Source organism: Sphingomonas sp. BL-S-28, from assembly GCF_055521515.1.
On the sequence record NZ_CM145484.1, the window covers coordinates 1,640,480 to 1,658,505 of the forward strand.

The window sequence follows — 18,026 nt, forward strand, 5'->3', positions numbered from 1 at the left end:
GTAACTTACGGGGCCTTGGGCAACTCGTCCAGCGGGTCTACGGGCTTGCCGTCGCGGCGCACTTCGAAGTGGAGCTCGTCACCCTTGGCAAGGCCGGTGTCGCCCACCAGCCCCACGCGTTCGCCGGCGGCCACTTTCGCGCCCTGCTTCACGGTGACGCGGCTGAGGAACCCATAGGCGGTGAACCATCCGTCGCCGTGATCGAGGACGACGAGGTTGCCGAATTGCTGCTTTTCCGGTCCGGCGAACTTGACGGTGCCAGCGGCGGCGGCACGGACCATTGTGCCTTCGGGTGCCTTGATGTCGATGCCGTCATGCGGATCGGCCCCGGCGGCGAACTTGCGGCGGAGCGGCCCGGACACAGGCCAGAGGAAGCGGGCGGCGGTGGTTTTTGCACTAGATGCAGGCACCGGCGCGGAGGCTGCGACCGGCGCGGCCTTCGCATCGACCAGAGTCGGGATCAGCAGCGACTGGCCGGGCTTGACCGGCGCTGCGGGATCGAGCCCGTTGGCAAGCGCGATCTGATCCCACGGCACGGCATATTTCAGCGAAAGCGAGAAGCCGGTGTCGCCCGCCTTCACCGTGTGGCGCCGCGTGCGCGGGATCTTGAGCTGCTGGCCGGTGCGAACCGCATAGGGTGGCTGCAGCGCGTTTGCTTCGATGAGCAGTACGCGGGCGACGCCGGCGCGCTGGGCGATGCCGCCCAGTGTTTCGCCGGGTTCGACCTCATGGATTTCCTCGGTCTCGGCAGAGGCGGCCGCAGCCCTGCGCGCCACAGTCTGTGCGCGCGCGGCGGTGCGCGCTTCGGGCGTGGGCGTTGCGGTGGGCGTGGGTGTGGCGGCAGGTTTGGCCGAAGCGGGAGGTTTGGCCGAAGAGCTGCGGGGGATCGTCAGCTTCTGCCCGGCCTTGACCACATAAGGCGCTTTCAGCCCATTGGCCTTGGCGATCGCGGTGGCCGATACGCCGGCGCGATTGGCGATGCCGTTCAGCGTCTCTCCCTGCCCGACGACGTGGACCTTTTCGGCCCCCGTGGCGGCAAGCGCGGGCGCGCCGGCTAGCGCGAGCGCGGCAATCGGGAGAAACGCGTGGCGGATCATGCCGAGTAGCGGCTCGCGATCTGCGCCAGCGAGGCGTCGTGGGTCAGGTCCAATTGCAGCGGCGTTACCGAAATATAGCCCTCGGCAATCGCTTCCAGATCGGTGTTGTGGCCGGGCGTGTGCTCGATGCCGTGCAGGCCGAACCAGAAGTACGGGAACCCGCGCGGGTCCATGCCTTCGACGACCGAACCGCGCGCATAATCGTGAAAGCCCTGACGGACCACGCGGATACCCTTCACGTCGGCGGCGGCCACCGGAGGGAAGTTCACATTGATCAGCGTGCGCGGCGCGAACGGAACGTCCAGCAGCGGGCGCAGCACTTTGGCGCCCCATTCCTCTGCGGCGGAGAAGCTGACGTTGTTGCCGTGGCCTTCGCCGGCGTAGACCTGGCTCAGCGCGATCGAGGGGATGCCGGCCATTGCCCCTTCCATCGCTGCGGAGACGGTGCCGGAATAGGTCACATCATCGCCCAGATTGGCGCCGCGATTGACGCCGGACAGGATCAGGTCGGGCGGGCCGGGCAGGGCCTTTTTGAGGCCAAGCGTCACCGAATCGGTCGGTGTACCCGTGACCGAGAAGCGCTTGGGCGCATGTTCGCGCATCCGCACCGGACGGCCCAGCGTGAGCGAGTGGCCGGCGCCCGACTGTTCTTCGCTCGGCGCGCAGATCCAGATGTCGTCCGAAAGCTGGGCGGCGATCTTTTCAAGGACGTAGAGGCCGGGGGCGTTGATGCCGTCGTCGTTGGTGAGGAGGATGCGCATGATGTCTCTCTAACTTGGCCGGGCGTTGGCCCATTCATCCTTCGACAGGCTCAGGATGAGCGGAGGGGGCCCATCCATCCTTCGACAAGTTCAGGATGAGCGGAAGGGGGGCTCAGACGGAGTGGGATTGGATGAATATCTTCCCAAACCCGCTCAGGCTGAGCTTGTCGAAGCCCCCTCGGAACTCAATCAGAAGCAGGGCTCCAGCTTCTCGATCCCGCCCATCCACGGCTTCAGCGCTTCGGGCACCAGAACCGAGCCGTCTTCCTGCTGGTAGTTCTCCAACACGGCGACGAGCGTGCGGCCGACCGCGAGGCCGGAGCCGTTGAGGGTGTGCAGGAACTCGGTCTTCTTCGAACCTTCCGGCTTGAAGCGCGCGTTCATGCGGCGGGCCTGGAAATCGCCGCAGTTCGAGACCGAGCTGATCTCGCGATAGGCGCCCTGGCCGGGCAGCCAGACTTCCAGATCGAACGTCTTGTTCGCGGTGAAGCCCATGTCGCCGGAGCAGAGCAGCACCTTGCGATAAGGCAGTTCCAGCGCCTGCAGGATCGATTCGGCAGCGGCGACCATCTTCTCGTGCTCGGCTTCCGACTGGTCGGGCTGGCAGACGGTGACGAGTTCCACCTTCTCGAACTGGTGCTGGCGGATGAACCCGCGCGTATCTCGGCCTGCGGAGCCTGCCTCGGAGCGGAAGCAGGGCGTGAGCGCGGTCATGCGCAGGGGCAGGGCCTCAAGATCGACGATCTCATCCTGCACCGCGTTGGTCAGCGAGACTTCGGCGGTGGGGATCAGCCAGCGGCCGTCGGTGGTCTTGAACAGGTCCTCCGCGAACTTGGGAAGCTGGCCGGTGCCGAACACGGCCTCGTCCTTCACCAGCAGCGGCACGATGCATTCCATGTAGCCGTTGGTGGCGGTCTGGGTGTCCAGCATGAACTGCGCCAGCGCACGGTGCAGGCGCGCCATCTGCCCCTTCAGGAAGGTGAAGCGTGCGCCGGAAAGCTTTGCGCCGGTTTCGAAATCGAGGCCGAGCGCCGGGCCGAGGTCCGCATGTTCCTTGGGCGTGAACGCGAAAGTGCCGGGGGTGCCCCACTTGGCAACTTCAAGATTCTCGGTCTCGTCCGCGCCATCGGGCACTTCGGCAACCGGGATGTTCGGCAGGCCGGCCAGCACGCTCTGCAGCTGCGCGGAAAGCTCCTTCTCCTCGGCTTCTAGCGCGGGGAGGGTGTCCTTCAACTGGGCCACTTCGGCCTTCAGCGCTTCGGCCGTGGCGGTATCGCCCTGGCCCATGGCCTTGCCGATCGCCTTCGAGGCCTCGTTGCGACGATTCTGCCCCTCCTGCATGTGCGTCGCGACCGAGCGGCGCTGCTCGTCAAGCGCGAGGATGTCAGCGGCCACGGGGGCAACCCCACGGCGGGCGAGGCCGGCGTCGAATCCTTCGGGATTCTCGCGGATCAGGCGGATATCGTGCATGGGCCGGGGCTATGCCGCCTCCTGCCCGCAGGCGCAAGATTGGGCGGCGCGCTTTGTGCCGCCGATCTTCGATGCACCCACAGTCTTTGCGCATGGCGGGCAAAGTGTCCGCACCGTTCCAACCCGGGCCGAAACGGACGTATTTGCCGTTGGCGCCATGTCGCAATTGCGAAACGATCCCGGCCATGGGAACGCTTCGACTGATCCTCGCCATCGCCGTCCTGCTTCAGCACATTGGTCGCTTCCCGTTCGGCGGAGACAATGCCGTTGTCGGCTTTTTCGTCATTTCGGGCTATCTCATGACTTTCGTCATGCAGCGCAGCTACGGATACGGCCTGGAGGGTTTCGCCCGGTTCTGGTGCAACAGGGCGCTCAGGCTGTATCCGTCCTATCTGCTCGTGCTTGCCTTTTCGGTGAGCCTGCTTGCCCTGGTGCCCGACGGTTTTCGCATCGCGTTCAAGCCGGAGATGGCGATTCCGGCTACCACCGGCCAATGGCTGGAGAACCTGACGATGATATATCCGGCCATCGTACCCAGCAGCATTTCGCCGAGGCTGGCGCCTGCGACCTGGGCCATCACGACGGAACTGGTATTTTACCTGCTCATCAGCCTGGGAATCTCCCGCAATCGGCAAATCACGCTCGTATGGTTTGGCCTGTCGCTCGCCTACAGCATGGTCGCAATACTTGCCGGTGACCTGGGCTTGTTTTCCTACCTTGCCATTCCCGGTGGCAGTCTGCCGTTCAGCCTTGGCGCGCTTGCCTATCATTACCGGGAGGGGGTCGGCGCCCGTATCACCGGGCATGCACCGAAACTGGCATGGTGCGCGATTGTGGCATTTGCAGCCGTCATTGGATCGCGTTTTGCCGCGAGAGCCCTGTGGGGACCGAGCGTTTGCGATGCGATCGCTCTGATCGTGACCGGCCCGATCGCGCTCCTGATCGTTACGCCTTTGGCCGTGTCGGATTGGAACCCCGTTCCGCGCGCATTGGACAAGCGCCTCGGGGACTTGTCGTATCCAATCTATATTTCCCACTGGATTGTCGGGTTGGTCATTGCATGGTCGTTGGGCTGGCAAGGGGCGCATTTGTGGCAGCGACTGACCCTTTGCCTCATCACCTTGATAGTCTCGATCGCTTTTGGCCGTTTATTGACTTTGACCTTCGACCCGCTCGTAGAGCGTCTCCGAACGAGAATTCGAACCCGAAGAATATCCACGAATATGAAGAGTGCTTCCTGTTAAGCAGGAAAATACCATTAAATTTCCGCAAGCTGCCCTTGCGACACCGCTGTTGATAATTCTTCGCAATCGAAGGTCGGGAACGCCGCCTATAAAACCCTTGGGGTCCGCAAAAAGCCGGAACGGTTCCGACTTGCGCGGGCGGGATTGGGGTAAAAGCTATGGAGTGGTTCAGGGCGAACGCGCCTATTCGGCTTAAATTGCTGATTTCATTTGGCAGTATGGCGGCGCTGACTTTGGCAAGCGGGCTGGCCGGGCTATACCTGGCAGACGGAATGGCGGGCTGGGCCGTGGTTGCAGCCACTTTCGTAGCGGCGGTTTTGGGTATCGCCTATCGCGAGGCGATTGCCGGGCCTTACGTTGCCACCGTCGTGCGGATGGAGGGGCTTGCCGCAGGCGATCTCGACAGTCCGATCGAGTTCACGCATTTCCGCGACTGTGTGGGGCGAATGACGCAGGCGATGTTCCAGTTCCGCGAAACCGCGCAGGCAGAGATCGCCAAGAGCGACGAGGCGCAGCGCAATGCCCAAGTGGTGCAGGGCATGGCGGTGAACTTCCGCCGTCTTTCCGATGGCGACCTGACGGCGGACATCGTCGAGGACTATCCCGGCGAATATGCGGCGCTGAAGGATAGCTTCAACGAAGCGCTGGGAAGTCTGCGCGGGCTGCTGGGTTCGGTGAAGTCAGGCACGCAGAACAGCCTTGTCGGCTCGCGCGAGATTGCGCAGGCTTCGGAAGATCTTGCCCGGCGGACGGAGGCCAATGCCGCCAGCCTGGAACAGACGGCTGCCGCGATTCAGCAGATCGATCATCGGCTTAAGGCGACGGCGGAGGCGGCGACGCGTTCGGTCGCGACATCGGGGCAGGCGATGGATGCGGTGCATGAGGGGCGCTCGCGCACCGATGCCGCGGTTGAGGCGATGAACCGCGTAAGCGAAAGCGCCAAGGGCATCGACGCAGTGATCGAGGGGCTGGACAAGATCGCCTTCCAGACGCGCGTGCTGGCGATGAACGCGGCGGTGGAGGCCGGACGCGCCGGCGATGCCGGGCGCGGTTTTGCGGTGGTGGCCGATCTGGTTTCGGCACTGGCCATGCGTGCCGAAGAGGAATCGAAGCGGGCGCGCGATCAACTCGGCGTGACGCAGACGGATATCGAGGCCGCCGTGGAGGCCGTGCACAAGGTCGATTCCGCTTTCGGCGTGATCTCAGTTTCGGGCGAGGAAGTCACACGGCTAGCCGGGCTGATCGCCTCTGACAACGACGCTCAGGCCGCCGCGATTGGAGAGATCAACGCCGCCGTCAGCGCGATGGACCATTCGACGCAGCAGAACGCGGCGATGGTGGAGCAGACTTCGGCGGCGGCGCGCAATCTGACGTCCGAAGTGGCCACGCTGGCGGCGGAGGCGGATCGTTTTCGCATGACGCCGACGCAGGGCGGTTTCCGGCCGATGCTGGTGAGCGGACGCGTCTGACGCTTCATTCCGTCGCGGCGGCACGGGTCGCTGCGGCGGAAGCCTGCAGAAGCCATCGATGTTTGGGGTGTTTGGAGATTACCATTCCGGGAAAGGAATGGTGGGCGCGGCAGGGATTGAACCTGCGACCCCACCCGTGTGAAGGGTGTGCTCTACCACTGAGCTACGCGCCCGCCGGCTGGACCATGTCCGCTGCGGAAGCGCGCCTCTAGATGAGTCGGATCGAATTGACAAGCGTGCATCTGCAATTAAATCGCGAGGCATGACCGAAGAGACCAAGACCGGCGCAGACGTGCCGCCCGACCACCTTGCCATCAACCCGAAGAGCCCGTTCTTCGATGAGGAAAAGCTGAAGCGCGGCGTTGGCATCCGCTTCAAGGGTACCGTGCGCACCAATGTCGAGGAATATTGCATTTCCGAAGGTTGGGTGCGCGTGCAGGCCGGCAAGACGCTGGATCGCAAGGGCAATCCGCTGACGGTGAAGCTCGCCGGCCCGGTCGAAGCCTGGTACGAGGATTTGGGCGAGGACGCGCCGGTCGCCAAGCTCTGAGAGTTTGTTTGGAAATTCGCTGAAGGCGAATTTCGCGGCACCGGCCCACTCCCCCACCCGACCGCCCACGAGTGTATCCTGATGGGCGGTCGGGAGGGGGAGTGGGCCGGTGCCGCTACGAAAATGCCCATCCGGGCATTTTCCAAACGGACTCTGAATATGGATCGGGCCGCGTGATGCGGCCCGATTGCTATCAGTAGGTGCCTGCGATGATGGCGCCGATAGGGTCGCTTCGGCGGCCCTTTTTCTTTGCCTGCGGCGTGAGGGCGGGCGATTCGTCGGGTTCCGCGATGGCGTCGAGCCGGGCACTGCCCAGATCCTTCATCGCGCCGGGCTTCGCATTATAAATGAAGCCGGAAACTGGCCAGTGCGTGGTGCCCAGGTTATGGATCGGTGCGTACCACACGCGCACTTCGCTCCAGTCGTTCTCGGGCGAGACGTCCAGCACGGTCACGTTCTTCTCGATCTGGCCGCGGCGGCCATTGATCGGGGACCAGTTGGAATGGCTGACCAGGATCGTGCGCGAATCGACGACTTTGCTGACCGTGGCCACATGGCCCAATTCGGAATTGGCGTAAGGTTGCATCGCCATGACTGCGCCGACGCGCGGCGTGTGGCCGGTGGCATAGCGTCCATGCGCTTGCTGCCACCAAGTATGGGCATCGCCGAAGATGCGGATGCCCGAAAGCTGGCGTGCATAGGGCACGCATTCCAGATAATCCGGGCCTTTGGCGGCGTCCGATCCGCCGTCGACACCGGCCATGGTATCGTCGATGGCGGCGCTGGCAGCGACCGGATTGATGGCTGGTGCCGCCGCCGCAAGTGCGAGGCCCAACATGATGAATCTGCGGTAACCCTTCATGTTTGCCATGTTCGGCGGGCAGGGTTAGGGGCTTCCTGAATTATGTGGTTAATGGCGCGGTAACTATTTGAGCGCCGAAACCGCAGAAAACCGTGTCTTTTTGCAGGGTCATTTCCATTTGCGGCAAATTCCCCTATCGGCGCGAATCCTTTATCGAGTTCTTATATGCTTCCCCAGGTGATCATCATCGGCCGACCCAACGTTGGCAAGTCCACGCTGTTCAATCGGCTCGTCGGCAAAAAGCTTGCGCTTGTCGACGATCAGCCGGGCGTCACGCGTGACCGTCGCTTCGGCGATGCCGAACTGCTGGGGCTCAAGTTCCAGATCGTCGACACTGCCGGCTGGGAGGACGACGAAGCGGAGACGCTGCCCGGCCGTATGCGCCAGCAGACCGAGGCTTCGCTGGAAACCGCCGACGTTGCGCTGTTTGTGGTCGACGCGCGTGCCGGCTTGACCCCGCTGGACGAGGAAATCGGCAACTGGCTGCGCGCCTCGCCGGTGCCGGTAATCCTGCTGGCAAACAAGGCTGAAGGCCGCGCGGGCGAGGGTGGTCTGCTCGAAGCCTATTCGCTGGGCCTTGGCGATCCGGTTGGCATCTCCGCCGAGCATGGCGAGGGCATGGCCGACTTGTTCGAGGCCCTGCTACCGCATCTGGAACCGCTCCAGCCTGAAGAGGAAGAGTTCGAAGAGCTGGACGAGGAAGCGCTGCTGCGCGCGCCGCTCAAGCTGGCCATCGTCGGCCGTCCGAACGCGGGCAAGTCCACCCTGATCAACAAGATCCTGGGGCAGGACCGCCTGCTGACCGGGCCGGAAGCGGGCATTACCCGCGATTCGATCGCGATCGACTGGGAATGGACCGATCCCAAGACGGACGAAGTCCGCCCGGTTCGCCTGATCGATACCGCCGGCATGCGCAAGCGCGCCAACGTGACCGAAAAGCTGGAACGCATGGCCGTGGCCGACGCGCGCCATGCGATCGACTTTGCCGAAGTGGTCGTGCTGCTGCTCGATGCAACGCGCGGGCTGGAGCATCAGGACCTCACCATCGCCTCAAAGGTGCTGGAAGAAGGTCGCGCACTGATGATCGCGATCAACAAGTGGGACGTGGCCGAGGACGCTTCGAAGCTGTTCCAGGGCATTCGCGGCGCGCTGGACGATGGTCTGGCCCAGGTCCGCGGCGTGCCGCTGCTGGCGGTTTCGGCACGCACCGGCAAGGGGCTGGACGAACTGATCGCCGCCGCCTTCTCGATCCGCGAGGCATGGACGCGCCGCGTGCCGACTGCCGCGCTCAACCGCTGGTTCGACGATGCGTTGTCGGCCAATCCGCCGCCGGCGCCGGGCGGTAAGCGCATCAAGCTGCGCTACATCACCCAGGCCAAGACCCGCCCGCCGGGCTTCGTACTGTTCGGCACGCGACTGGACCTGCTGCCGGAAAGCTACAAGCGCTACCTGGTCAACGGCATCCGCCGCGAACTGGGCTTTGACGCGGTGCCGATCCGCCTGAACCTGCGAAGTGCGAAGAACCCCTTCGCAAACAAGTAGGCGCCAATTGCCTCAGACATGAAAAAGCCCGCTTCCGCATTGTGCGGGAGCGGGCTTTTTCGTGGGAGCGGGGAGCCGTGGCTTACGAGGGGTGCGCTGCCGTTTCGGCGCTGGCACCGCGCTGCTCGGCGGCTTCGTCTTCCAGTTCGATGGCGTCGGGCTCGATCATGCCGTCTGCGCTGCGCATCTCGCGCATCAGGTTCCAGACCGAGATGAACAGCGCGGCGATCACCGGGCCCACGATAAAGCCGTTGAGGCCGAAGATCTGCAGGCCGGCGAGCGTGGCGATCAGCACCACGAAGTCTGGCATGCGGGTATCGCGGCCGACCAGGATCGGGCGCAGCAGGTTGTCGATCATGCCGATCACGAACATGCCGCAGAAGGCGAGGATGGAACCCTGCCAGACATGGCCCGTCGCCAGCAGGTACAGCGCCATCGGCACCCAGACGAGGCCGGTTCCCACTGCCGGCAGCAGCGAGAAGAAGCCCATCAGCACGCCCCAGAGCAGCGATCCGGGAATGCCCAGCAGCGAGAAGATGACCCCGCCGACGAGGCCCTGCAGGATGGCAACGACCACTGTGCCCTTCATCGTTGCGCGCACGACGACGAGGAAGTTGGTAATCAGCCGGTCGCGCAGGTGCGGGCGCAGCGGCAGCGATTCACGGATCAGTTCACCGTAACGGCGCCCGTCGCGGAGCAGGAAGAACGTGAGGTAGAGCATCACGCCCAATGCGGCGAGGAAGCTCAGCGCGCCCTGACCGGCGGAGACCAGACGCGTCGCCAGCCCCTGCAAACCGCTGGCGATTCCTGCGCCGAACTGGCGGCGCAGCGATTCGAAGTCGGCCAGTCCGTACCGGTCCACCAGTCCTTCCACCGAATCGGGCAGGGCCGCGCGTAGTTTTGCGATCGTGTGGCCGACATCCAGCTGGCCGGTGGAGATCTTCTCGTAGATCGCGCTCACTTCCTGCACCAGGCTGATGCCCAGCAGGATGGCGGGAATGATGAACAGGGCCAGCAGCATCAGCAGCATCAGCCCGGCGGCAGTGTTGGGCCGCCCGCCCATCTTCTGCGAAAAGCGGAAGGTCAGTGGCTCGAACAGGATCGCGGCGACCACGCCCCAGAGCACGGCGCCGAAATAGGGCATCAGCAGCCATGCGAAGGCGACCGATACGATGATGACCAGAAATGCGAAGCCATAGTCTTCGAGGCGATAGGGGGGCTGCGGACGTGGACTCTCCATGATCCTGTCTTAGCACGATTTCATATTGCGCCAGCCCGGATCGGGTACGGGGTGGATTTTTTCTGGCGGCTGGGCAAGACAAGCCGCATCGGGCGGGCGGCGAACGGCTTTCCGCGCATCCATAAAAAGAACCGGAGATCGCGTCTTGCGCACAACTCTCGCCCTTCGCCTCGCTATTCTGTCCCTCGGCTGCGCCGTGGTTCCCTTTGCGCCCGCCCTGGCGGACGATGCCGGCCCGCAGCGCGCCTTTACAGCCGACGATCTGTTCAAGCTTTCGGGCGTTACCGATCCGCAGATCTCGCCGGACGGCAGCCGTATCGCCTATGTGCGCTCCAGCGCGGACGTGATGGTGGATAAGCAGGTGCCGTCGATTTGGCTGGTGGACGTGGCAAGCGGCGCGCAGCGCCCGCTGGTCACCGGGCAGGGCGCGCATTTCTCACCGGTCTGGTCGCCGGACGGCAAGCGGCTGGCCTTCGTTTCCAGCGACGGCAGCGGCGCGCCGCAGCTTTACGTGCTGTGGCTGGATAGCGGCGCCAAAGTGCGCGTGACCGGCCTGCCGGATAGCCCCGGCAGCATCGCCTGGTCGCCCGATGGCCGCCAGATCGCCTATACCATGCGCGTTCCGGGTGAGGCGATGAAGCTGGGTTCCGGCCCCGCCAACAAGCCGGAAGGCGCCAAGTGGGCCGATCCGCTGGAAGTGATCGACCGCGTGACCTATCGCGCCGATGGCGGCGGCTATACGCAGCCGGGGTACGATCACTTGTTCCTCGTCTCCACCGATGGCGGTGCGCCGCGCCAGCTGACTTTCGGCAATTTCGACGATGAGGGCCCGCTCTCGTGGACGCCGGACGGCAAGCGCATCCTGTTTTCGGGCAATCGTAATGCCGACTGGCAGCGGGAAGCGAACAATTCCGAGGTCTATTCGCTCGACATCGCCAGCGGTTCGCTGACGGCGCTCACCACGCGCAAGGGACCGGATGCCAATCCGCTGGTCTCGCCCGACGGCAAGCGCGTGGCCTATCTCGGCTATGACGATGTGAACCGGTCTTACGAGAACACCGAGCTTTACGTCATGAACATCGACGGTTCGGGCGTGAAGGCGCTGACCGGCAAGTTCGACCATTCGATCGATTCGATCGCGTGGAGCGGCAATTCGACGGTGCTTGCCCAGTACGACGATCACGCGAAGACTTACGTGGCGCGCGTGGGCCTCGACGGTTCGATCCGCAATGCCGTGGAGGGGCTGAGCCCGGGCAAGGGGTATGACCGGCCCTATTCGGGCGGCGAGTTCTCGGTCTCCGGCAACGGGCGCATTGCCTATACCTCGGGCACAGCCGCGCGGCCGGCGGACCTTTGGGTGAGCAGCGGCGGAGCGGGCCGCAAGCTGACCGATCTCAACGGCACCTGGATGGAAGCCAAGGCGATGGCCCCGGTGCGCAAGCTGGCCGTCACTGCGCCCGATGGCCGTGCGATCGACGCATGGCTGGTGACCCCGCCGGGCCTTGCCGCTGGCCAGCGCGCGCCCCTGATTCTGGAAATCCATGGCGGCCCCAACACCGCTTACGCCCCTGGTTTCGCGACCGATTACCAGCTCTACGCGGCGCACGGCTATGCGGTGCTCTACACCAACCCGCGCGGCAGCACGTCCTATGGCGAGGAGTTCGCCAACCTGATCGACCGTGCCTATCCCGGTACCGACTACGACGACCTGATGGCGGCCGTAGACGCGGCGATTGCCGATGGCGTGGCCGACCCGAACAACCTTTTCGTCACAGGCGGTTCGGGCGGCGGCGTGCTGACGGCATGGATCGTCGGCAAGACCGATCGCTTCAAGGCGGCGGTCACGCAGAAGCCGGTGATCAACTGGATCAGCGAGGCGCTGACCATGGACGCCACCACCTTCACCTCGCGCTATTGGTTCGACAAGAAGCCGTGGGAAGACCCGATGGAATACTGGCGCCGCTCGCCGCTGAGCATCGTCGGCAACGTGAAGACTCCAACGATGGTCGTGGTGGGTTCGGAAGACTATCGCACCCCGGTCAGCGAGGCGGAGCAGTACTATGCCGCGCTGCAGATCCGCGGCGTGCCGACGGCGCTGGTGAAGGTGCCGGGCGCGAGCCACGGCGGTATCGCCGCGCGGCCTTCGCAGTCGGCGGCCAAGGCTTCGGCGATTCTGGCGTGGTTCGACAAGTACCGGACCGACAAGACGGCTCCGGCGGCGGACGCTAAGTAAGCGAAAGTTCGGCGGCGAACTGGGCGACCAGTTCCGCCGCCGGCATCGGCCGGGACAGCGGCGCACCCTGTCCCGCCCATTGCGCGCCGTAGAGCGGCTCGCCCTTGGCCTTGGCCGCGGCGTTGAGCGCCTTTCCGGCCAGATACGTGCGCGGATAGGCGGGGACCGGCGGGATGTCGCTGCGTTCGCCGAACTCCGTATAGCGATTTGCAAGGCAGCGGGCAGGGCGGCCCGAAATGGCGCGCGTCATCGTCGTATGGAGTGCCGCGTCGCTGGCGAGCAGGGCGCGATAACCGGCATCGGCGTTCGATTCCGTACAGGCGATGAAGGCAGTGCCAAGCTGCGCGGCCACCGCGCCAAGGTTCAGCGCGGCGCGAATGCCGGCACCGTCCATGATGCCGCCCGCCGCGATCACCGGCAGCTTGCCCCAGCGGGCCAGCAGCCGCGTCAGTGCGAACGTGCCAAGCCGGTCGTCTCGCGCATCGGGATCGAACATGCCGCGGTGGCCGCCGGCCTCCCACCCTTGCGCGACCAGCACGTCGACACCCGCCGCCAGCGAGAGTTCCGCTTCGGCAAGACTGGTGACGCTGCCGAGCAGCAGGCAACCGCCTGTTTTGAGCGCGGCGATGGCATCGGCTTCGGGCAAGCCGAAGTGGAAGCTGACGACGGCGGGCTTGGCCTCCAGCACGACGTCCAGCATGGCTGCGTTGCCTGCGAAGCTGTCGTAGATCGTTTCCAGCGCGGTGGGTGGTTCTGCGCCATATCCGCGAAACAGCGGGGCGAGGGCATCGAGCCATGCCTGTTCGCCCACAGGATCGGCCTGCGGCGTCTCGTGAACGAAGAGGTTGAGATTGAAAGGCCGGTCGGTGCGGCTGCGCAGATCGGCGATCTGCCTGCGGGCTTCATCCGGTCCGATGGCGCCGAGGGCGAGCGAACCGAGCGCCCTGGTATTGCAGACTTCGGCGGCAAGGGCCGGCGTCGAAGTGCCCGCCATCGGGGCCTGTATCAGCGGAATGGAAAGGCCAAGGCGCGCGAGAAAGTCCATCTAACCCGCGCGCCTTCCTAAAATCAGTCTTCCGCCGGCTTGCTTTGAAGCTGGCAGTAGTTCTGGATGCCCATGCGCTCGATCATGTCGAACTGCTTTTCGAGGAAGTCGACGTGCTCTTCCTCGCTCTCCAGAATGCGCGCGAAGATTTCGCGGCTGACATAGTCACGCACGGCTTCGCAGTGGGCGATGGCTTCGCGCAGCAGCGGAATGGCGTCATGCTCCAGCGCGAGGTCGGCCTTCAGCACTTCCTCCACGCTTTCACCGATGCGCAGCTTGCCCAGCGCCTGGAAGTTGGGGAGCCCGTCGAGATAAAGGATGCGATCGGCCAGCACGTCGGCGTGCTTCATCTCGTCGATCGACTCGTGGCGCTCATACTCGGCAAGCTTCTTGATGCCCCAGTTGTCCAGCATGCGATAATGCAGCCAGTACTGGTTGATCGCGGTCAGCTCGTTGAAGAGAGCCTTGTTGAGGAAGTCGATGACCTGGGGGTCGCCCTTCATGGGGGATGCTCCTGAAAATTTCAGGGCGCATTATGGGCGCGTATGCAAACGGGTGCAACCCGCGGAAAGCCCCGCGAGGTGAACCTCTTACGCCGGGTGTACCGTTTAGGCGGCGGCGCTGAGTGGTGCTTCCAGCGCCGACATTTCATCGGCGATAATGTCTTCGGCATCTTCCAGGCACTGTCCGCACTGCGGTGTCCGGCCGAGCGCGGCGTAGAGTGCATTGGCATCCCCACGGCAGCAGCGCGCGGCGGTGCGCAGGTCGTTTTCCTTAATCGCATTGCAGATGCAAACGTACATGGGCGAATCCTCTTACAAGGCCCATCATATGCAACTGCAAATGGATCGCAATAGCATTCTTTAGGGCCGAAAATCCGCCAAAAAACTCAGGTAGATAGTGGGCGCCGATTGGGCAAAAGGCGCTTTTCGACCAGCGAACGCCACACAAGTTCCAGCGGTCCGCGCCGGTATCGGCGCAGGAAAGGTGCGCTCCAGGCCAGCATGATCGACCAGCCTAGCAGCACGAACAGCCACTGCGCCGCCGCGCCCACTTTGCCGTAAAGGTCGAAGCCCCAACCGAAGAACAGGACGCTCATCAGCAGGCTGGTGCCGATGTAGTTGCTGAAGGCCATCTGCCCGCATGCGACGAGACGGCGGCCCATGCCGGTGCGCAGCAGCGCCGGCGCGGCGGCCAGCATCAGCGCGCCGTAGCCCAGCGCGGTAACGAAATGCGCCGGCATCAGTCCCTTGCCGAGCATCACGTACATGGCGACCGGCGGGAAATGGCGCGGCCAGGCCCAGCCCAGTGCGATCAGGGTGAGGGCAAGACCGATCCCCGCCGCTGCCGTGCCGAAAGCCAGCAGAGTGCGGCGTGATATAGCGCCTTGGGCCAGCCCCATGCGTTGAAGCACCAGGCCGACCAGCATCAGCGGGATCACCTCGCTCCACGCATGCAGAGTCATCGTCACCAGCCAGAAGGGATCGTCGCGCAGCTTGGCCGCCGCAATGTCCCAGAATCCCGCATGGTAGAGCGCTGCCTGTGCCTTTGCCGCTTCGCGATATCGCGCGAGCCGGTCGGCGACTTCGTGGCGCTCCGCCAGCGTGGCGATGCCTAGGCGAACGGCCTCTTCGGCCCGCAGAAGCGGCAGCATGGCGGCAAGATCGACGATCGCGGCGGTCAGCGCGATTCCCCCCGCCAATCCCAGCAGCACCGCGCAAGGCTGGCGGCGCACGAAGAGCACGGCGATGCCGCAAGTGGCGTAGACGAACAGGATGTCTCCCCACCACAGCAGCAGATAATGCAGCTGCCCCAGCAGCATCAGCCAGGCGAGGCGGCGGACCTGCAACACGTCTCCATCGCGCCCGGCGGCGTCCATACGATCGCAATAAAGCGCGATTCCGGCACCGAACAGCATCGCAAACAGCGCGCGCATCTTGCCTTCGAAGAACAGGAAGCCAATGGCATAGCCCCATTCGTCGGCACCGCTGACGGGCATCGCAAATCCGGGGGAGGCCGATCCCACCGCCGGCCCGGCAAAGCCCGAAATGTTGATGGCCAGGATACCCAGAACGGCGATTCCGCGAATGAGGTCAAGCGTTTCGAGCCGGTCCACAGCTTCCGCCGCGCCGGTCACCTCGAAATCGTAGTGGACTTCGCGGGCGTTATCGCCCGTCAATGCCTTCGGCATAGCCCCTGTCTCCCAATCGGGAGGCTATGCCTGCGACTCGCCGGAGTCCATGGAAATTGCCGATAGAAGACGGGATGGCGGGGGCTATCGCCCCGACGCTTGCCTCAGGCCGTTGTCAGGCGGTCATTTGGGCGGTGTGGCGATGCACTCGTGGCCCGAAGACTTCAGCGCCGCGCAAGCCTTATCGGCCTCCGCCTTGCCGGCGAAGCCAGTGGCATAGAGGAAGATCAGCGTGCCGCCGCGCGCCTGCTCGCGGCGGCTTCCAGCCAGTTCTGGGCGCTTCGACAGGCTGGACCACAGCTTGTCGGCATTGGCGGCCACCCCGAAGGCTCCCAGCTGGAGGCGCCAGCTACCGGGTTTGGAGGACGTGGCGGCGGAGGCGGAAGCGAGGGCAGGGGGCTTGGCAATTGCGACGGGTTTTTGCGCGGCAGGTTTCTGCGCAATGGGCTTCGCCACGGCAAGCCGCGCCGGCTCGGGCGGGCTTGCGCTTGGCACCGTCGCGACAATGGCCGGCTTCTTTGTGGGCGAAACCGTGGGCTTTTCGATCGAGGCGGGCCTTTCGATCGAGGCTGGCACGGGCCGCGCATAGTCGGCGCCCGCCGTCGCAGGGCCGGTGGGCTGCACCGATTCGCGGGCGAGTTGCGGGCGAGTCGCGGCGGCTCCGGGTGCGCCCAGTGCGGCGGACGCATCCACGCGCGCACGCTCTGCATCGGCGTCGGCGGCGAGTTTTGCGGCCAGCGGGACGCTCTGCTGCCGTTGTTCCAGCGGAATGTGCTCGTCCATCTGGGCAAGCGCGCGGGTGGCCTGCGGCAGACCGGCCTGCTGGGCCAGACTGACCAGCGCATAGGCGCGCACCCAGTCCTTCTCGGCAAGGTCGCCATTGAAGCAGGCAACGCCCAGAATGTACTGCGCCCGCGCATCCCCGCGGCCAGCGGCGGCGGCGATATAAGGCATGGCCTTCTCACGCTCTCCCCGCTGGAACAGCAGCAGGCCGTAATTGTCCGAGGCCTGCACATGGCCCTGCGCGGCGGCCTTGCCATAGAGCGTTTCGGCCTGCCCCAGATCCAGCGGCACGCCCCGGCCCATCTTGTAGGCCTGCGCCATGTTGAATTCGGCGTCGGCATCGCCCTTGTCGGCCAGCGGCTGCCATTGCTGCACGGCGGCTTCGTATTTCCCGTCCGACCAGGCATCGACTCCGGCCTTCACGTCAGCCGCGGCGGGAGTCGGAATCAGGGCGCAAAACGTGCAGAAGGCCCCGGTCGAGGCAGCGCTCGTTGCAAGGAAACGAAGAATTTTCTGCATCTTGATCCCGCCCCGATGACCGTTCCCGGATGGAAGACATGCTACGCGAAGATTGACGGATGGCACCAGCCCGGTCGCGGGACAATACGGGCTACTGCCGAAAATCGCCCTTAACCGGCATGGTAAACAAATTACTGACGCGAAGGTGGCATGAAAGGGTGGGCGCGGGAAGCCTGCGCCCGGGAGCGCGGCGTACGTAATTAACTCTAAATTAGGAACGATCTGCGATCCCAGCCCTCAGACAGGTTCACATTCCTTATGGAATTCTCAGGGGACAGGGCTTTGCGAGTACTGGCATTGGCATCGCAGAAGGGCGGCTCGGGCAAGACCACGCTCTCGGGACATCTTGCCGTCCAGGCGCAGCGCGTCGGCGCCGGGCCGGTCGTGCTGATCGACATCGACCCGCAAGGCTCGCTGGCCGACTGGTGGAACGAGCGTGAGGCCGAACTGCCCGCCTTCGCCCAGACCACCGTGGCCCGCCTCGCCGCCGATCTTCAAGTGCTGCGCCAGCAGGGCTTCAAGCTGGCCGTGATCGACACGCCGCCGGCAATCACCATGGCGATCCAGAGCGTGATTTCGGTTGCCGAACTGATCGTGATCCCGACCCGTCCCAGCCCGCACGACTTGCGCGCCGTGGGCGCCACGGTCGATCTTTGCGAGCGTTCGGGCAAGCCGCTGCTCTTCGTCGTCAACGCCGCCACGCCCAAGGCGCGAATCACGGCCGAAGCCGCCGTCGCGCTTTCGCAGCACGGCACCGTTGCCCCGGTTACGCTGCACCAGCGCACCGATTTCGCCGCCTCTATGATCGATGGCCGCACGGTGATGGAAGTGGATCCCAACGGCCGTTCCTCGCAGGAAGTGGCGGCGCTGTGGAACTACATTTCGGACCGTCTCGAAAAGAACTTCCGCCGCACCGTGTTCTCGGCCCCGCCGGTTCCGGGGCAGCCGGTGATCCAGGGCGCGCAGCGTCCGGTCGGTGGCTTCGGCCGCCGCGTCGCGGGGTCCTGAGCATGTCCGGCG

At 64.7% G+C, this 18,026-nt stretch carries 16 protein-coding genes and 1 tRNA gene; 6 read left to right on the plus strand and 11 right to left on the minus strand.

Annotated features, from left to right (window positions below):
* Positions 1 to 5 precede the first annotated feature (5 nt).
* The 3 genes from ACZ1JC_RS16505 to serS form a co-directional block, all read right to left on the minus strand.
* The gene (locus tag ACZ1JC_RS16505; RefSeq protein WP_465135835.1) at positions 6 to 1,097 is read right to left on the minus strand and encodes a LysM peptidoglycan-binding domain-containing protein; all 1,092 of its coding nucleotides are present in this window, start codon (positions 1,095 to 1,097) and stop codon (positions 6 to 8) included.
* On the minus strand, positions 1,094 to 1,858 hold the full coding sequence (surE, locus tag ACZ1JC_RS16510; RefSeq protein WP_465135834.1) for a 5'/3'-nucleotidase SurE: 765 nt from the start codon (positions 1,856 to 1,858) through the stop codon (positions 1,094 to 1,096). Before surE ends, ACZ1JC_RS16505 begins: the two co-directional genes overlap by 4 nt.
* 189 nt (positions 1,859 to 2,047) lie before the next feature.
* The gene (gene serS / locus ACZ1JC_RS16515) at positions 2,048 to 3,328 is read right to left on the minus strand and encodes a serine--tRNA ligase (RefSeq protein WP_465135833.1); all 1,281 of its coding nucleotides are present in this window, start codon (positions 3,326 to 3,328) and stop codon (positions 2,048 to 2,050) included.
* Between the two features lie 185 nt (positions 3,329 to 3,513).
* On the opposite strand from serS, the gene ACZ1JC_RS16520 reads away from it, so the two are divergent.
* Complete coding sequence (locus ACZ1JC_RS16520) at positions 3,514 to 4,572, plus strand: acyltransferase family protein (RefSeq protein WP_465135832.1); 1,059 nt, start codon at positions 3,514 to 3,516, stop codon at positions 4,570 to 4,572.
* Positions 4,573 to 4,844: 272 nt separating this feature from the next.
* Positions 4,845 to 6,041, plus strand: a complete 1,197-nt coding sequence (locus ACZ1JC_RS16525) for a methyl-accepting chemotaxis protein (RefSeq protein WP_465135831.1) — start codon at positions 4,845 to 4,847, stop codon at positions 6,039 to 6,041.
* A 98-nt stretch (positions 6,042 to 6,139) separates the two neighbouring features.
* Here ACZ1JC_RS16525 and ACZ1JC_RS16530 read toward each other — a convergent pair.
* Positions 6,140 to 6,214, minus strand: a tRNA-Val gene (locus ACZ1JC_RS16530).
* A gap of 89 nt (positions 6,215 to 6,303) precedes the next feature.
* Here ACZ1JC_RS16530 and ACZ1JC_RS16535 point away from each other — a divergent pair.
* Complete coding sequence (locus ACZ1JC_RS16535; protein WP_395331520.1) at positions 6,304 to 6,591, plus strand: DUF3297 family protein; 288 nt, start codon at positions 6,304 to 6,306, stop codon at positions 6,589 to 6,591.
* A 193-nt stretch (positions 6,592 to 6,784) separates the two neighbouring features.
* Here the strand turns inward: ACZ1JC_RS16535 and ACZ1JC_RS16540 are convergent, their stop codons facing one another.
* Complete coding sequence (locus ACZ1JC_RS16540) at positions 6,785 to 7,429, minus strand: CHAP domain-containing protein (RefSeq protein WP_465135830.1); 645 nt, start codon at positions 7,427 to 7,429, stop codon at positions 6,785 to 6,787.
* A 189-nt stretch (positions 7,430 to 7,618) separates the two neighbouring features.
* Between ACZ1JC_RS16540 and der the strand changes: the two genes are divergently transcribed.
* The gene (der, locus tag ACZ1JC_RS16545) at positions 7,619 to 8,995 is read left to right on the plus strand and encodes a ribosome biogenesis GTPase Der (RefSeq protein WP_465135829.1); all 1,377 of its coding nucleotides are present in this window, start codon (positions 7,619 to 7,621) and stop codon (positions 8,993 to 8,995) included.
* Positions 8,996 to 9,077: 82 nt separating this feature from the next.
* Here the strand turns inward: der and ACZ1JC_RS16550 are convergent, their stop codons facing one another.
* A complete protein-coding gene (locus ACZ1JC_RS16550) occupies positions 9,078 to 10,235 on the minus strand; it encodes an AI-2E family transporter (RefSeq protein WP_465135828.1) in 1,158 nt (385 codons plus the stop codon).
* 145 nt (positions 10,236 to 10,380) lie between these two features.
* Here ACZ1JC_RS16550 and ACZ1JC_RS16555 point away from each other — a divergent pair, with 145 nt between their 5' ends.
* A complete protein-coding gene (locus tag ACZ1JC_RS16555; RefSeq protein ID WP_465135827.1) occupies positions 10,381 to 12,468 on the plus strand; it encodes a prolyl oligopeptidase family serine peptidase in 2,088 nt (695 codons plus the stop codon).
* Here the strand turns inward: ACZ1JC_RS16555 and ACZ1JC_RS16560 are convergent.
* The 5 genes from ACZ1JC_RS16560 to ACZ1JC_RS16580 all read right to left on the minus strand — a co-directional run bounded on the left by ACZ1JC_RS16560 (position 12,461) and on the right by ACZ1JC_RS16580 (position 17,006).
* Positions 12,461 to 13,513 (minus strand): NAD(P)H-dependent flavin oxidoreductase, encoded by a 1,053-nt coding sequence (locus ACZ1JC_RS16560; protein WP_465135826.1) that lies wholly within the window; start codon positions 13,511 to 13,513, stop codon positions 12,461 to 12,463. The two genes, ACZ1JC_RS16555 and ACZ1JC_RS16560, sit on opposite strands and share 8 nt — an antisense overlap.
* 23 nt (positions 13,514 to 13,536) lie before the next feature.
* Positions 13,537 to 14,016: a bacterioferritin gene (gene bfr, locus ACZ1JC_RS16565; protein WP_465135825.1), complete on the minus strand. Its 480-nt coding sequence runs from the start codon at positions 14,014 to 14,016 to the stop codon at positions 13,537 to 13,539.
* A 105-nt stretch (positions 14,017 to 14,121) separates the two neighbouring features.
* Positions 14,122 to 14,316, minus strand: coding sequence for a (2Fe-2S)-binding protein (locus ACZ1JC_RS16570; protein WP_465135824.1), 195 nt, complete (start codon positions 14,314 to 14,316; stop codon positions 14,122 to 14,124).
* Between the two features lie 86 nt (positions 14,317 to 14,402).
* Positions 14,403 to 15,704, minus strand: coding sequence for a DUF418 domain-containing protein (locus ACZ1JC_RS16575; protein ID WP_465135823.1), 1,302 nt, complete (start codon positions 15,702 to 15,704; stop codon positions 14,403 to 14,405).
* Between the two features lie 123 nt (positions 15,705 to 15,827).
* Complete coding sequence (locus tag ACZ1JC_RS16580) at positions 15,828 to 17,006, minus strand: SPOR domain-containing protein (RefSeq protein WP_465135822.1); 1,179 nt, start codon at positions 17,004 to 17,006, stop codon at positions 15,828 to 15,830.
* Positions 17,007 to 17,288: 282 nt separating this feature from the next.
* On the opposite strand from ACZ1JC_RS16580, the gene ACZ1JC_RS16585 reads away from it, so the two are divergent.
* Entirely contained in the window at positions 17,289 to 18,014 is a 726-nt protein-coding gene (locus ACZ1JC_RS16585) for an AAA family ATPase (protein ID WP_395331538.1), read from the plus strand.
* Positions 18,015 to 18,026 lie beyond the last annotated feature (12 nt).